Source organism: Streptomyces sp. CB02980, from assembly GCF_014451325.2.
Taxonomy (GTDB): domain Bacteria; phylum Actinomycetota; class Actinomycetes; order Streptomycetales; family Streptomycetaceae; genus Streptomyces.
This window is the reverse complement of sequence record NZ_JACSCH020000012.1, coordinates 222,647-236,923: the sequence shown is the minus strand read 5'-3', so window position 1 is coordinate 236,923 and position 14,277 is coordinate 222,647. Positions and strand designations below refer to the sequence as shown.

12 protein-coding genes are annotated in these 14,277 nt (G+C 71.3%); 3 read left to right on the top strand and 9 right to left on the bottom strand.

Annotation, left to right across the window (positions count from 1 at the left end):
- Nucleotides 1–87: 87 nt before the first annotated feature.
- The 4 genes from gap to E0F75_RS25005 all read right to left on the bottom strand — a co-directional run bounded on the left by gap (nucleotide 88) and on the right by E0F75_RS25005 (nucleotide 4,898).
- Nucleotides 88–1,083, bottom strand: a complete 996-nt coding sequence (gap, locus tag E0F75_RS25020) for a type I glyceraldehyde-3-phosphate dehydrogenase (RefSeq protein WP_187624811.1) — start codon at nucleotides 1,081–1,083, stop codon at nucleotides 88–90.
- Nucleotides 1,084–1,198: 115 nt separating this feature from the next.
- Complete coding sequence (locus E0F75_RS25015; protein WP_187624810.1) at nucleotides 1,199–2,158, bottom strand: GlxA family transcriptional regulator; 960 nt, start codon at nucleotides 2,156–2,158, stop codon at nucleotides 1,199–1,201.
- A gap of 75 nt (nucleotides 2,159–2,233) precedes the next feature.
- Nucleotides 2,234–3,535, bottom strand: coding sequence for a glycoside hydrolase family 16 protein (locus E0F75_RS25010; RefSeq protein ID WP_187624809.1), 1,302 nt, complete (start codon nucleotides 3,533–3,535; stop codon nucleotides 2,234–2,236).
- A 139-nt stretch (nucleotides 3,536–3,674) separates the two neighbouring features.
- Complete coding sequence (locus E0F75_RS25005) at nucleotides 3,675–4,898, bottom strand: alginate lyase family protein (RefSeq protein WP_187624808.1); 1,224 nt, start codon at nucleotides 4,896–4,898, stop codon at nucleotides 3,675–3,677.
- Between the two features lie 294 nt (nucleotides 4,899–5,192).
- Here E0F75_RS25005 and tpx point away from each other — a divergent pair, with 294 nt between their 5' ends.
- Nucleotides 5,193–5,693, top strand: a complete 501-nt coding sequence (gene tpx, locus E0F75_RS25000) for a thiol peroxidase (protein ID WP_055601924.1) — start codon at nucleotides 5,193–5,195, stop codon at nucleotides 5,691–5,693.
- A 100-nt stretch (nucleotides 5,694–5,793) separates the two neighbouring features.
- Here tpx and E0F75_RS24995 read toward each other — a convergent pair whose 3' ends face one another.
- On the bottom strand, nucleotides 5,794–6,204 hold the full coding sequence (locus tag E0F75_RS24995; protein WP_187624807.1) for a Fur family transcriptional regulator: 411 nt from the start codon (nucleotides 6,202–6,204) through the stop codon (nucleotides 5,794–5,796).
- A 172-nt stretch (nucleotides 6,205–6,376) separates the two neighbouring features.
- On the opposite strand from E0F75_RS24995, the gene katG reads away from it, so the two are divergent.
- Nucleotides 6,377–8,596 carry a catalase/peroxidase HPI gene (katG, locus tag E0F75_RS24990; RefSeq protein WP_187624806.1) on the top strand — a complete coding sequence of 740 codons (2,220 nt, stop codon included), beginning with the start codon at nucleotides 6,377–6,379 and terminating at the stop codon, nucleotides 8,594–8,596.
- 269 nt (nucleotides 8,597–8,865) lie between these two features.
- Nucleotides 8,866–10,140: a serine hydrolase gene (locus E0F75_RS24985; protein ID WP_187624805.1), complete on the top strand. Its 1,275-nt coding sequence runs from the start codon at nucleotides 8,866–8,868 to the stop codon at nucleotides 10,138–10,140.
- Nucleotides 10,141–10,160: 20 nt separating this feature from the next.
- Here E0F75_RS24985 and E0F75_RS24980 read toward each other — a convergent pair whose 3' ends face one another.
- The 4 genes from E0F75_RS24980 to E0F75_RS24965 form a co-directional block, all read right to left on the bottom strand.
- Nucleotides 10,161–10,694: a GNAT family N-acetyltransferase gene (locus tag E0F75_RS24980; RefSeq protein ID WP_187624804.1), complete on the bottom strand. Its 534-nt coding sequence runs from the start codon at nucleotides 10,692–10,694 to the stop codon at nucleotides 10,161–10,163.
- 126 nt (nucleotides 10,695–10,820) lie between these two features.
- Nucleotides 10,821–11,807, bottom strand: coding sequence for a serine/threonine dehydratase (locus E0F75_RS24975; RefSeq protein WP_187624803.1), 987 nt, complete (start codon nucleotides 11,805–11,807; stop codon nucleotides 10,821–10,823).
- Nucleotides 11,808–11,947: 140 nt separating this feature from the next.
- Complete coding sequence (locus E0F75_RS24970) at nucleotides 11,948–13,162, bottom strand: S8 family peptidase (RefSeq protein WP_187624802.1); 1,215 nt, start codon at nucleotides 13,160–13,162, stop codon at nucleotides 11,948–11,950.
- Nucleotides 13,163–13,388: 226 nt separating this feature from the next.
- Nucleotides 13,389–14,186 carry an alpha/beta fold hydrolase gene (locus tag E0F75_RS24965; RefSeq protein ID WP_187624801.1) on the bottom strand — a complete coding sequence of 266 codons (798 nt, stop codon included), beginning with the start codon at nucleotides 14,184–14,186 and terminating at the stop codon, nucleotides 13,389–13,391.
- Nucleotides 14,187–14,277 lie beyond the last annotated feature (91 nt).

Below are 14,277 nucleotides of genomic sequence, written 5' to 3'. Positions count from 1 at the left end.
TCTGCCCAGAACGCACGTCGCCCCCGCCGAATCCGTGGTTCGGCGAGGGCGACGTGCGGTGGCGGTGCTCGGTGGTGGCGTCCGGGGTCAGCGGGCCAGCAGCTGGAGCGTGTCGATCACGCGGTTCGAGAAGCCCCACTCGTTGTCGTACCAGGCGACGACCTTGATGTGGCGGCCCTCGACGCGGGTGAGCTCCGAGTCGAAGATCGACGAGGCCGGGTTGCCCGTGATGTCGGAGGAGACCAGCGCGTCCTCCGAGTACTCCAGGACACCGGCGAGCGGACCGGCCGCGGCGGCGCGGTACGCCTCGAGGACGTCCTCACGGGTCACGTCGCGGGCGACGGTCGTGTTGAGCTCGACGATCGAGCCGACCGGGACCGGAACGCGGATCGAGTCGCCCGACAGCTTGCCGTCCAGGTTCGGCAGCACGTGGCCGATCGCCTTGGCGGCACCCGTCGAGGTCGGAACGATGTTGACGCCGGCGGCGCGGGCGCGACGCGGGTCGCGGTGCGGGCCGTCCTGCAGGTTCTGCTCCTGCGTGTAGGCGTGGACCGTCGTCATGAAGCCGTGCTCGATGCCGGCCAGGTCGTCGAGGACCTTGGCGAGCGGCGCGAGCGCGTTCGTGGTGCACGAGGCGTTCGAGACGATCGTGTGCAGCTCCGCGTCGTACGCGTCGGTGTTGACGCCGTACGCGAGGGTGACGTCGGCACCGTCGGCGGGCGCGCTGACGAGGACGCGCTTGGCACCGGCGTCGATGTGGGCGCGGGCGGCCTTGGCGTTGGTGAAGCGGCCGGTCGCCTCGAGGACGATCTCGACGCCGAGCTCGGCCCAGGGAAGCTGCGCCGGCTCACGCTCGGCGAGGACCTTGATGCGGCGGCCGTCGACGACGAGGGTGTCGCCGTCGACGCTCACGGGACGGCCGAGGCGGCCCGAGGTCGAGTCGAAGGCGAGCAGTCGCGCGAGGGCGGTCGGCTCCGTCAGGTCGTTGACGGCCACGACCTCGAGGTCGGTGTCGCGCTCGAGCAGTGCGCGCAGCACGTTGCGTCCGATGCGGCCGAATCCGTTGATGGCGATGCGAGTCATGAATGGTGTCCCTTCAACTTCTGCGTCGCCACCAGGTTCGCTCGGCGGGAACGGTCCTGACAGAGGCGAGATCGCCACGGTCCGCAAGGATCGCGCCAAGACCCGGCCGGAGGGTCTACTCGCCCTTGGTGAAGGTGCGCCGGTAGTCGCTCGGCGTGGTGCCGAGGATGCGCTGGAAGTGCAGTCGCAGGTTCGCTCCGGTGCCGAGGCCGACGTCGGCGGCGATCTGCTCGACGCTCCGCTCCGAGCGCTCCAGGAGTTCCCGCGCGAGGTCGACGCGGGCGCGCATCACCCACTGCATGGGCGTGTACCCGGTGTCCTCGACGAAGCGCCGGGAGAAGGTGCGCGCCGAGACCGCCGCGTGGTGGGCGAGGACATCGAGGGTGAGCGGCTCGCCGAGCCGGTGCAGGGCCCATTCGCGGGTGGCGGCGAACCGCTCGCCGAGCGGCTCGGGCAGGCTCCGCGGCACGTACTGCGCCTGGCCGCCGCTGCGGTAGGGGGCGGCGACCAGGCGTCGGGCGGCGTGGTTCGCGGCGGCCACGCCGAGGTCGCCGCGGAGGATGTGCAGGCACAGGTCGATGCCGGAGGCCGCGCCGGCGGAGGTGAGCACGCTCCCCTCGTCGACGAAGAGGACGTTCTCGTCGACGTGGACGAGGGGGCGTTTCGCCGCGAGGGCCTGGGTGTAGTGCCAGTGGGTGGTGGCCCGTTTGCCGTCGAGCAGACCGGTCGCGGCGAGCGCGAAGGCGCCCGTGGAGATGGCGGCGAGGCGGGCGCCCCGGTCGTGGGCCGCGATCAGCGCGTCGACCACGCCGCGCGGCGGGTCCTCGCGGTCGGGGAAGCGGTAGCCGGGGACGAAGACGATGTCGGCCCAGTCGAGCGCGTCGAGGCCGTGGGCGACGGCGTACGAGAGACCGTCGCCCCCGGCGACCAGCCCGGGTTCCGCGCCGCACACCCTCACCTCGTACGGCATGCTCGCGCGGGTCGTGAAGACCTGCGCGGGGATGCCGACGTCGAGCGGCTTCGCCCCTTCGAGTACGAGGACGGCGACGCGGTGGAGGCGGGGAGTGGGCGGCACGGGTACAGCGTAGGCGGGCGGCCCGCGTCGCCGGCCGACGGCTCAGCCGGTCAGCGCGTTACCGGCCGGGCGAAGTCAGCGCGTCACCGTCCACTTCTGGTTCGCGCCGCCGCCGCACGACCAGATCTGCAGCCTGGTGCCGTTGGCGGAGCTGTTGCCGGTGGCGTCCAGGCACTTGCCGGATCCGAGGTTGACGATGTCCCGGGCGGCGTTGGCCGTCCACTGCTGAGCACCGCTGCCGTTGCAGTCCCACAGCTGGACGGGGGTGCCGTCGGCCGTACCGGCGGAGGTGACGTCGAGACACTTGCCCAGCGCCCGGATCGTGCCGTCGGCCCCCACGGTCCACTGCTGGGCGCCGGTTCCGTTGCAGTCGTAGAGCTGCACGGGGGTGCCGTCGGCGCTGTTCGCCCCGGCCACGTCCACGCACTTGCCGGCGATGCCGGTGATCGGTCCCCCGGTGGTCGGGCCGTCGGCGGTGGTGACGCGGACGTGGTCGACGACGAGCTGCTGCGGGAAGGCGGTCGAGCCGTCCGGGTCGCCGGGCCAGTAGCCGCCGACCGCGAGGTTGAGGATGAGGAAGAACGGCTTGTCGAAGACCCAGGCGCGGCCGCCGAGGTCGGCGGGCGTACGGGTCTGGTAGACGGTTCCGTCCACGGACCAGGTGATCTTCCCGGGCGACCAGTCGACGGCGAAGGTGTGGAAGGCGTCGGCGAAGGCCTGGCCACCGGGCAGGGTGTAGCCGGCGCCGATGCCGCCGGAGCCGGAGTAGCCGGGGCCGTGCAGGGTGCCGTGCACGGTGGACGGCTCGAAACCGACGTTCTCCATGACGTCGATCTCGCCGGAGGCGGGCCAGCCGACCTGGCCGAGGTCGTTGCCGAGCATCCAGAACGCGGGCCACATGCCCTGGCCGCGCGGCACCTTCATCCGGGCCTCGACGTGGCCGTACTGCGCGGTGAACTTGCCGGAGGTGTTGAGCCGTGCCGAGGTGTACTCGCACCGGCCGTACCAGCACTGGTAGTTGCCGGGGTTCTCCCTGCGGGCGGTGATCACGAGGTGGCCCTGGCCGTCGAGGGCGGCGTTGCGGTTGCCGGCCGTGTAGTACTGCCGCTCGTGGTTGTTGACGTTGTCGCCGGTCTCGATCTGCCACCGCGAGCCGTCCACGGGGAGTCCCGCGGCGCCGTCGAAGGTGTCGGAGAAGGTGACGGCGGCTGCCTCGGCCGCCGGTTGGAGGGCGGCGGTGCGGGAGGCGGCGGTCGCTTCGGCGGGGCCGGTGTTCCCGGTGAGGCCGGTGGGACCGAGCGCCGCGGTGGCCAGGGCCAGGGCGAGTGCTGTCACGGCGGTGAACAGCGGCCGCCGTGCTGAGCGGGCGGAGGGCATGACTCTCACTTCCGTCGGGTGTGGGGGAAAGACAGGCTCTCGCCATGCCCATGACATGACGAGAGCCTTAGGCGCCTCCATGATTTAAGAAGTGAAGTAAGGGGGCGTCAAGAGGTGCGGACCACCCCGCGCGTAACGGTCAGTCGGGGTTGCCGGCATGGGTGAGGGTCTCCCAGGCGACGAAGAGGTTGTCGGTGCCCGCCGGGCGCCGGGACTCGGTGAGGTTCTGGGTGTTCGTCATCCCGTACCCCATGCGGTGGTGCAGCGCGTTGAAGCCCACCTCGGTGACCGGCCCGAGGTGATCCTTGAGCGTGCCGCCGCAGAGCCAGCTCGGGACCGCCGCGCCGAGCTCGTACTTGGCCTGGAGGCCGAGCGCGTGCCGCAGCCGGTCGGCGACCTCGGGATAGAGGTCCTGGCCCTGGATGCGGCTCGTCTCGGCGATGTGCGAGATGGCGGACAGGCCGTAGCCGGTGTGGGTGAGGTCGCGGCAGGTCTCCTGGGTGAGGCCGTCGACGAAGGTCGTCTGACCCTGCCAGTACCGGACGATCTCGTCGCGCGTGTCGAGGCCGCTGCCCGGCGCCGCCTTCGGCAGGGCGCCGTCGCCCGCGAGGTAGATGTACGCGGGGACGCGGCCGCGGAACTTGGCCACCGCCTTGTCGTACGCGGCGCGGTCCTCCAGGAAGACGGCGATGCCGATGGCCGCCTCGGTCATGCTGAGCTCCCAGTTGCCGTTGGAGTGGGAGCCGTTGGTGACCTCGGGGAGGTAGACGTTGCGCAGCATGGTCTTGAACCGGTCGACGCGGGCCTGGGGCCAGCCGGTGTAGGTGTAGCGGATGATCTCGGCGGCCCGCGGCCAGGAGGATCCGGCCCAGCCCGTCTGCAGCGGCGCGTTCGAGTTGGTGTGGTCGGTGATCACCCCGGACCAGGCATCCATGATCTCGATGGCCTTCTGGGCGTACCGGCTGTCCCGCGTGACGTACCAGGCGAGGGAGAGCGTGTACGCGGCGATGGCGTCCTCCCGCTCGTCGGTGCAGCCGTTGTTCGGGTTCGAGTACGAGCCGCACTCGACGACGGAGCGGGGCTTCGGGACCCGGGAGAGCGAGGCGTACTTGCTCGCCGCCATCTGGCCGTAGGCGCCCTTCCAGGGCTGCGCGCCGGCGTTGACCCGCTCGCGGGTGAAGTCGAGTTGACCGCGGGAGACCAGGACGCCGGGGTGCACGAACGTGGTGGGAGCCGCTTCGGCGCGGCCTCCCCCGGGCCCCGCGACGAGGGTGGCGAGGAGGGCGGCGGCCAGCAGGGGGACGGTGAGCAGCACCTTCCTTCCCCTGCGCTTCGCACGGGAAGCATCGCGCCGAATGGCCATGGAGTTGCTCCTTCTTCACATATGTGAACCACTGATGGCTATCGAGGGTGGAACCTAAAGGTCTGAACCAAAGGCGTCAAGGTAATGGAATGAGTGCCCGGTGCACACTTTCGGCACTCTCGCCAGCTCGGACAGTCAACGGAGGCGGCTCACGAAGCCTTGCCGATGGTCACATCCATGAACGATCGATGATCGGTCACGCCGGGCCCTTCCCGACGGACGTGTCCCGTGGGCGGGCCACCACGCCGTACGATTCCCCTCGTTGTCACTTACATCGTCCGAAGGAGATCTCCCATGGCCCAGGTCACGCTGAAGGGCAGCCCTGTACAGGTCAACGGCACCCTGCCGACCCCGGGAAGCCAGGCTCCTGACTTCACGCTCGTCGCCGAGGGCCTGGCGGACAAGTCGCTGAAGGACTACGCCGGTCAGCGCAAGGTCCTCAACATCTTCCCGAGCGTCGACACGCCGACCTGCGCGTCCTCGGTCCGCGCGTTCAACGAGAAGGTCGGCGCGCTGGAGAACACGGTGGTGCTCTGCATCTCCGCCGACCTCCCCTTCGCGCAGGCCCGCTTCTGCGGCGCCGAGGGTCTTGAGAACGTCAAGAACCTCTCGACGCTCCGCGGCCGCGAGTTCCACACCAACTACGGCGTGGAGATCGCGGACGGCCCGCTGGCCGGCCTGACCGCCCGCGCGGTCGTCGTCCTCGACGAGAACGACACCGTCCTGCACGCGCAGCTCGTCGGCGAGATCGCCGAGGAGCCCAGCTACGAGGACGCGCTCGCCGCCCTCAAGTAGGAACGCCGCCGCCTCACGGCGACGCACGGGAGCCCCTCCACCGCCACGGTGGAGGGGCTCTCGCCGTTTCGACGGACCGGCCCGGGCGCTGCGCGGCCCGTCAGGCGCAGGCGGGGCAGAGCCCGCGGTACGTCACGTCGGCCTTCGAGACGGTGAAGCCGAACCTCTCCGCGTCCGGGAGGACCGCCAGCGGGTCCCCCGCCGGGTGGACGTCGCGGATGAGGCCGCAGTTCGAGCAGACCAGGTGCTGGTGGGCGTGGTGCGCGTTCGGGTCGTACCGCTTCGCCCGGCCGTCGATGGAGAGCTCCACGACCTCACCGAGGGCCACCAGCTCACCCAGGGTGTTGTAGACGGTCGCCCGCGCGATCTCCGGAAGGCGTGCCACGGCGCGCGCGTGCACCTCGTCGGCCGTGAGGTGGACGTGCTCGCCGGCGAGGACCTCCGCGACGACACGCCGCTGGGAGGTCATGCGCCAGCCACGCGCCCGCAGACGCTCCAGCAGGTCACTCATTTTCGGCTCACCCCTTCGGATGATTGGCGTGGTTCTTGACTTGGACTCTGTCCATCGTAGGATCGGTTCCGGCAATAGCCAAGGCACACCACGGCTCCGGTCGGGCACAAGACACCCCGCTGGTGCCCGCCCCGGCTGAGCACCACGATCCGCCCCGTCCGGAAGGATTTGCATGTCCGAGAACCACGACGCAATCGTCACCGACCCCGCCCCCGAGGGCACGGGCGGCTGCCCGGTCGCGCACGGCCGTGCCGCGCACCCGACCCAGGGCGGCGGCAACCGCCAGTGGTGGCCGGAGCGGCTCAACCTGAAGATCCTCGCCACGAACCCCGTCGTGGGGAACCCGCTCGGTGCGGAGTTCGACTACGCCGAGGCCTTCAACGCCCTCGACCTCGCGGCCGTCAAGCGGGACATCGCCGAGGTGCTCACCACCTCGCAGGACTGGTGGCCGGCCGACTTCGGCAACTACGGCCCGCTCATGATCCGCATGGCCTGGCACAGCGCGGGCACGTACCGCATCAGCGACGGCCGCGGTGGCGCCGGAGCCGGTCAGCAGCGCTTCGCGCCGCTGAACAGCTGGCCGGACAACGGCAACCTGGACAAGGCCCGCCGGCTGCTGTGGCCGGTGAAGAAGAAGTACGGCCAGAACATCTCCTGGGCCGACCTCATGATCCTCACGGGCAACGTGGCCCTCGAGACGATGGGCTTCAAGACCTTCGGCTTCGCCGGTGGCCGCGCCGACGTCTGGGAGGCCGACGAGGACGTCTACTGGGGCCCCGAGACCACCTGGCTCGGCGACGAGCGCTACACCGGTGACCGCGAGCTGGAGAACCCGCTCGGCGCGGTCCAGATGGGCCTCATCTACGTCAACCCCGAGGGCCCCAACGGCAACCCGGACCCGGTCGCCGCGGCCCGCGACATCCGTGAGACGTTCCGCCGCATGGCGATGAACGACGAGGAGACCGTCGCCCTCATCGCCGGTGGCCACACCTTCGGCAAGACCCACGGCGCCGGCCCCGCGGACAACGTCGGCGACGACCCCGAGGCCGCGCCCCTGGAGGCGCAGGGCTTCGGCTGGGCGAACTCGTACGGCACCGGCAAGGGCGCCGACGCGATCACCAGCGGTCTCGAGGTCACCTGGACCACCACGCCCGCGCAGTGGAGCAACGACTTCTTCAAGCACCTCTTCGAGTACGAGTACGAGCTCACCCAGAGCCCGGCCGGTGCGAACCAGTGGGTGGCGAAGGACGCCGAGGCGATCATCCCCGACGCCCACGACGCGTCGAAGAAGCACCTGCCGACGATGCTCACCACCGACCTCTCGCTGCGCTTCGACCCGGCCTACGAGCAGATCTCGCGGCGCTTCTACGAGAACCCGGAGCAGTTCGCGGACGCCTTCGCCCGCGCCTGGTACAAGCTGACGCACCGTGACATGGGTCCGGCCGTCCACTACCTCGGCCCGGAGGTCCCCTCCGAGGTCCTCCTGTGGCAGGACCCGCTGCCGGCGCGCGAGGGCGAGACGCTCGACGCCGCGGACATCGCCTCCCTCAAGGAGCAGATCCTCGGTTCCGACCTCACGGTCGCGCAGCTGGTCTCCGCGGCCTGGGCCGCGGCCTCCTCCTTCCGTGGCAGCGACAAGCGAGGCGGCGCCAACGGCGGCCGCATCCGCCTGGAGCCGCAGCGCAACTGGGAGGTCAACAACCCGGACGAGCTCGCGCAGGTGCTGCGCACGCTCGAGGGCATCAAGGCCTCCTTCGACGCCGCGGGCGCCAAGAAGGTCTCGATCGCCGACCTGGTCGTGCTCGCGGGCTCCGCGGCCGTCGAGAAGGCGGCCAAGGACGGCGGCTTCGACGTCGAGGTGCCGTTCACCCCGGGCCGTGTGGACGCCGCGCAGGACCAGACGGACGTGGAGTCCTTCGCCGCGCTCGAGCCGCAGGCCGACGGCTTCCGCAACTACCTCGGCAAGGGCATCCGCCTTCCGGCCGAGTACCTGCTGATCGACCGCGCCAACCTGCTGACCCTGAGCGCGCCGGAGCTGACGGTCCTCGTCGGCGGCCTCCGCGTCCTGGGCGCGAACCACCAGCAGTCCGCGCACGGTGTCCTCACCACGACCCCGGGCTCCCTGACGAACGACTTCTTCGTCAACCTGCTCGACATGGGGACGGCGTGGACGGCGACGTCCGAGGACGCGACCACGTACGAGGGCCGCGACTCCGCCACCGGCGAGGTCAAGTGGACGGGCACCCGCGCCGACCTGGTCTTCGGCTCGAACTCCGAGCTGCGCGCGCTGGCCGAGGTCTACGCGAGCGACGACGCGAAGGAGAAGTTCGTCAAGGACTTCGTCTCCGCGTGGAACAAGGTCATGGACCTGGACCGGTTCGACGTCGCCTGATCGCCGGCCGGCAACGGCTGTGAACGGCTGAACCCCGTGTGATCCAAGGGCCCGGCCGGTCGACTCCTTCGACCGGCCGGGCCCTTGCGCGTAGGCGTGGACGTGCCGGTTCCACAACCCGTGCCCCGTGTCAGGAACCGTTCTCGGACGTTGGCACTCATGATCCATGGGTACCGGGGCCAGGCCTCACGGTCGGGTGTTCCCGTGCCCTGCGGCGCACGTCAGCCGCGCGCCGTACCGAACGATTCGGAAGAAGTCGAGGAAACACCGTGCCCCTGTCGTCGCACCGACGCCTGGCCGTGAGTGCCACCCTGATCGCCGCGCTCGCCGCGGGCGTTGCCCCCGCCACCAGCGCGTTCGCCGCTCCCGGCGCCCCTGTCGCGCCCACCGCCGCCACGACTCCCGCGGTCCCCGCGCCCGACATGGACGGCGTCGTCGCCGCGCTGAACTCGGCCATGGCCAACGGAGCTCCGGGCGCGATGGCCCGGTTCGTCGGTCCCGACGGGGTCCGCAGCCGGACCGTCGGCGTCCAGGACCGCGTCTCGGGCGCGCCCATGGACATCCACTCACGTTTCCGGATCGGCAGCGTCAGCAAGACGTTCTCCACCGTCGTGCTGCTCCAGCTGGTGGAGGAGGGCAGGCTCCAGCTCGACACGCCGGTCAACACCTACCTCCCCGGTCTGCTGCCCGACGACCGCATCACGGTCCGTCATCTGCTGACCCACCGCAGTGGACTTGCCGACTACACGAACGCGATGTTCGAGCACACGGTGCCGGGCTTCGAGGCCGTACGGAATCGGGTGTTCAGCTACCAGGAGCTCGTCGACCTCTCGCTGAGCGAGCCGCGGACCACCCAGCCCGGCGTCTCCTACCAGTACTCGAACGCCAACTTCGTGGTCGTCGGCATGCTGATCGAGCAGCTCACGGGCCGGCCCGTGGCCGACGCGTACGAGCGCCGCATCTTCAAGCCGCTGAAGCTCGGCAAGACGTCGTACGTGCACCCCGACACCCGGATCAAGGGCGCCCACGTGCGGGGGTACCTGCACCCGGACGAGGAGGGCGGCGCGCTGGTGGACTCCACGGAGCAGACGGTCTCCTGGGCGCAGTCCGCCGGGGCCGTCATCTCCAGCCCCGCCGACCTGAACACCTTCACCAGCGCGCTCATGCGCGGCCGGCTGCTGTCCCCGGCGATGATGGAGGCCATGACGACGGTCACGCCGACCGACGCCGCCAACACCCGGTTCTACGGGCTCGGTCTGCGCCGCTACGACCTGTCGTGCGGTACGCAGGTGTACGGGCACACGGGCACGGTGCAGGGCTTCTACACGTACACCTTCTCGACCCGCGACGGCCGCCGCAGCGTCTCGGCGATGGCGAACACCTCGAACCACGGTGCCGCCAACACGGCGCTCGGCGGAACGCTGGAGGCGGCGTTCTGCGGCAAGAAGCCGGCGCCCGCCACGTCCTCGCGCGCCGCCGCCTCGCCCTCGGCCCGTGACCTCACGTCACTGCCGGCGGAGCGGGACCTGCCCGAGCGCCACTGAGGCGGCCTCGACCGGGCTTTTCAGGCCTCGTACTCGGTGAGGTCGATCGCGTAGACCCGCAGGGGAACGTCGAAGGCCGGGTGGGTCGTATCGCGCTCCTCGGTCATGCCGAGCTTGCCGATGACGTTCTCGGAGGCCTGGTTGCTGATGTGGGTGATGGCGACGACCCGGTCGAGCCCGCGGTCCTGGAGTGCGAACTCCAGGACCGCGTGGGCGGCCTCGGAGGCGTATCCCTGGCCCCAGAACTGCCTGCCCAGACGCCAGCCGATCTCCACGTCCGGCATCACCTCCGGGAGGAACTCCGGCAGGGACAGACCGGCGAAGCCGATCAGCTCGCCCGAGGCGATGAGCTCGACGGCGAAGATCCCGAAGCCCTCCTCGTCCCACTCCTCCTCGTACCGCTCGATGTCCTCGGCGGTCCGCTCCAGGTCCCGGACCGAGCCGTCCCCGATCCAGCGCATCACCTCGGGATCGGCGTTGATCTCGGCCAGCGGGACAAGGTCGTCGTCGCTCCAGCGCCGGAGGATGAGACGGGGGGTACGAATTTCGGTCATGCCCCCATCCTGACGCACGGGGCGAGCACCCCGCGCCACCGGCCCTCCCGGTCGCTCAGCTCCGGACCGGTGCCACCACGTGGTGGCAGAGGGATGCTTCGGGGCGGGGGCGGTCCATGGGCCGTGCTACGCGGTTCCTGCAGTGTGCGCGAGGTCGGTGGGGTCCGTGTTGGCGCCGCAGAGGACGACGCAGACCTTCTCGCCCGGGGCCGGGCGGTAGCCGTGGGTCGTGTCTCCCTGCCGGTCCGGGGCCGTGAGGGCGGCCAGGGCGGTGGCGGCCGCGTGCTCGACGGCGAGGCGGCGGTCGTCCCACAGGGCCCGGCGGGCACGGATGATCTCGGTGTCCTGGACGAGGACGGTACGGACGTCGTCGTGCCGGGCGGCCGCAAGGGCGGTGGCGGAGGCTCGGCGGGCGCCGAGCGAGTCGGCGGCGACTGAGTCGACGGTCACGTCGACGGGGTGCCCGGCCCGGAGCGCGGCGTCGAGGGCGCGGCAGTTCCCGGGTTCGACGGCGACGGTGCGGATGCCGTGGTGCCTGGCCGCGGTGGCGACACCGGAGAAGAGGCCGCCCCCGCCGACCGCGACGACGACCGTGTCGAGGTCCGGGATCCGGTCGTGGATCTCGTCGAGCAGGGTGCCGGCCCCGGCGGCGATCAGCGGATGGTCGTACGCGTGGGAGGCGAGCGCCCCGGTCTCGGCCGCGTACGCCTCGCAGGCCGCGAGCGCTTCGGCGTACTCCGTGCCGACGAGCCGGACGTCGGCGCCGTAGCCGACGAGTCTGTCGGCCTTCACCTTCGGGGCGGTGGTCGGCAGGAAGACGGTGGCCCGGACGCCCTGCCGCAGTGCGGCCCAGGCGCAGGCGAGCCCGGCGTTGCCACCGGAGGCGATCGTGACTCCGGCGGCGGGAAGGGTGCCGTCCTCCCGGTGGGCGAGCAGGAAGTTCTGTGCTCCGCGTGCCTTGAAGGAGCCGGTGTGCTGCATGTGTTCCAGGGCGAAGTGGAGCGTGTACGGCTCGGCGCCGGGCTCCGCCTCGGCCACCGTGACGGGGCGGACCTGTCCGGCGATCCGGTCGGCGGCGGTCTTGACGTCGGCGTACGTGAGGGGGGTGTGCACGGGGGCTCCTGGTGCGGGTCGGAGTACCGAGGGCTTTCTTGTCGTCGATCCTCTCAGGAGTGCGGACCCCCGCGGTGGGGCCGGGGCACGGCACCGCCCCGGAGGCGCCGGCTGCCTCCGGGGCGGTGCCCTGTCCGGACCTACGGGACGATCTTCAGGAGCCGGTTCGGGGAGCCGCTGCCCGGGCTGGTCACCTTGCCGGTCGTGGCGCCGTTGACGAGGGCGGTGGACACCTGGGCAGGGGTCGCGGAGGGGTGCCCGGCGAGGTAGATCGCGGCGGCGCCGGCGACGTGCGGGGTGGCCATCGAGGTGCCCGAGATCGTGCTGGTGGCGGTGTCGCTCGTGTTCCAGCCGGCGGTGATCGACACCCCGGGGGCGAAGAGGTCGAGGACCGAACCGTAGTTGGACCAGCTGGCCTTGGCGTCGGTGTTGCTCGTGGCGCCGACCGTGATCGCCGCCGGGACCCGGGCGGGCGACGTGGAGGAGGCGTTGACGCCGGAGTTGCCGGCGGCGACCGCGTAGGTGACGCCGTCGGCGATGGAGTTCTTCACCGCGTTGTCGAGGGCGGTGGACGCGCCGCCGCCGAGCGAGAGGTTGGCGACGGCCGGGGCACCGGCGGTGTGGTGGGCGGTGACCCAGTCGATGCCCGCGATGACACCGGCCGTGGTCCCGGAGCCGTTGTTGTCGAGGACGCGGACGGCCACGATCTTCGCCGACTTGGCCACACCGTAGGTGGTTCCCGCGATCGTCGTGGCGACGTGGGTGCCGTGGCCGTTGCCGTCCTGGGCGACGGTGTCGCCTTCGACGGCGTCGTACCCGTTCACCGCGCGCCCGGCGAGCTGGGAGTGGCTGATCCGGACGCCGGTGTCGATCACGTACGCCGTGACGCCGCTGCCGGCGGAGTCGGGGTAGGTGTAGGTGCCGGAGAGCGGCAGGTTCGCCTGGTCGATGCGGTCCAGGCCCCAGGGGGCGTTGGTCTGCGTCGCGTCGGCGCGGACGATCTGGTTCTGCTCGACGGAGGCGACGGCCGGGTCGGCGGCGAGCCGGCGGGCCTCCGTGGCGTCGAGGGTGGCGGTGTAGCCGTTGACGGCGGAGCCGAACGTCTTGCGGACCGTGCCGCCGTAGCCGGATATCAGGCTACGGCCCTTGGCGGAGGCGGCCTTGAAGCCCGCGCCCTGCTTGAGGGTGACGATGTAGCTGCCGGGTATCGCGTCGGCAGAACCCGCCGCGAGGACGGTGCCCTCCGCGGGGGCGGCGTGGGCCGGGACGGCGGCGAAGGTGCCGAGCAGGGCGGCAATGCTCGCGGCGGAGGCAGTCACGGCGAGGCGGGTCCGGGTGTTCTGCGGGAGTGCCATTGCGAGGGATTCCTCCTCATGGGCGTCGCGCCCCGTGGGGTGGGACGGCGCGACTGTGGGGGGCGCACGTGGGGCCACGTGCACGGTCGGGACCGGTGTGTCCGGTCCCGGCGTGATCAGCAGCCTGGCCGCTCTACGGGCGTAGCTCAAGGGAGTTGGAGCCTTGTCATGCATCTGCCACACGCCTGCAATCGAACCCCCGTCGAACCCCTCTGAAGTGGCCTGATCAGGCTCTTTCGTGGCCAGGACGTGAGGTCGGGGCGTCCGCCAGGGCGCGACCGAGGACCGTGGCGAATCCGTCCGGGTTGTCCAGCATCAGGTTGTGCCCCGCCCCGGGGATCTCGATCACCGGGACCCCGAACCCGGCGACCTTCTCCGCGTCGGGTTCCGGCAGGCTCAACTCCCCCACCAGATAGGTCCGGGGCACCGTGAGCGCGGCGAGGAGGTCACCGGGGGCGGGCGTACTGCCCTCGACCAGGGCGACCGCGCTGCGGTGTACGGCCCGCGGATCGGCGAGGCGCAGCCGGGCTGCGTAGTCGGCACGGTCGGCGCCTGCCACCATCCGGGCGAACCCCTCCGCCACGAACGCGTCCTCGTCCTGGGCGGCCACCGGGGAACTGAACGGTCCCCCGCCCCCGTACAGGTTCGGCTCCGCCACCACGAGTCTCGCCACGAGCTCCGGGCGCGCCGCCGCCAGATGGATCGTCACCGCACCGCCCATGGAGTGCCCGACGAGGTCCACGTCCGTGAGCCCGAGGTGGTCGAGGACCGCGGCGACCGCCTCCGCCTGGGACTCCATGCGGTAGTCGAAGTCCGCGGGCCGGTCGCTCAGCCCGTACCCGAGCAGATCCACGAGCAGCGCCCGGCCGCCGCCGAGCGCGGGGTGGGCCGCGATGTGAGCGAAGTCCGAGGCCGAGGTGCACCCCAGGCCGTGGACGAACACGCGCACGGGCCCGGCCCCCGTGCCCGGCAGGTCGATCCATCGGATGTGCGCCTGCTGTCCCGCCAGGAACAATTCCCGCATGCTGTGTGCTCTCCCCTGTGTCGCGCCTGTTCGTCACGTCGGGAGCCAGCCTAGGAGTCGGCACTGACAACGCCGGGGCGGGCGGGCGGCG

Bases quoted from the DNA above. Each gene is read 5' to 3' on its own strand.
- E0F75_RS25005 (WP_187624808.1), bottom strand. From the start codon at position 4,898: ATGGCCATTCGGCGCGATGCTTCCCGTGCGAAGCGCAGGGGAAGGAAG.
- E0F75_RS24965 (WP_187624801.1), bottom strand. From the start codon at position 14,186: ATGCGGGAATTGTTCCTGGCGGGACAGCAGGCGCACATCCGATGGATC.
- tpx (WP_055601924.1), top strand. From the start codon at position 5,193: ATGGCCCAGGTCACGCTGAAGGGCAGCCCTGTACAGGTCAACGGCACC.
- E0F75_RS24970 (WP_187624802.1), bottom strand. From the start codon at position 13,162: ATGGCACTCCCGCAGAACACCCGGACCCGCCTCGCCGTGACTGCCTCC.
- gap (WP_187624811.1), bottom strand. From the start codon at position 1,083: ATGACTCGCATCGCCATCAACGGATTCGGCCGCATCGGACGCAACGTG.
- E0F75_RS25010 (WP_187624809.1), bottom strand. From the start codon at position 3,535: ATGCCCTCCGCCCGCTCAGCACGGCGGCCGCTGTTCACCGCCGTGACA.
- E0F75_RS24980 (WP_187624804.1), bottom strand. From the start codon at position 10,694: ATGACCGAAATTCGTACCCCCCGTCTCATCCTCCGGCGCTGGAGCGAC.
- katG (WP_187624806.1), top strand. From the start codon at position 6,377: ATGTCCGAGAACCACGACGCAATCGTCACCGACCCCGCCCCCGAGGGC.
- E0F75_RS24995 (WP_187624807.1), bottom strand. From the start codon at position 6,204: ATGAGTGACCTGCTGGAGCGTCTGCGGGCGCGTGGCTGGCGCATGACC.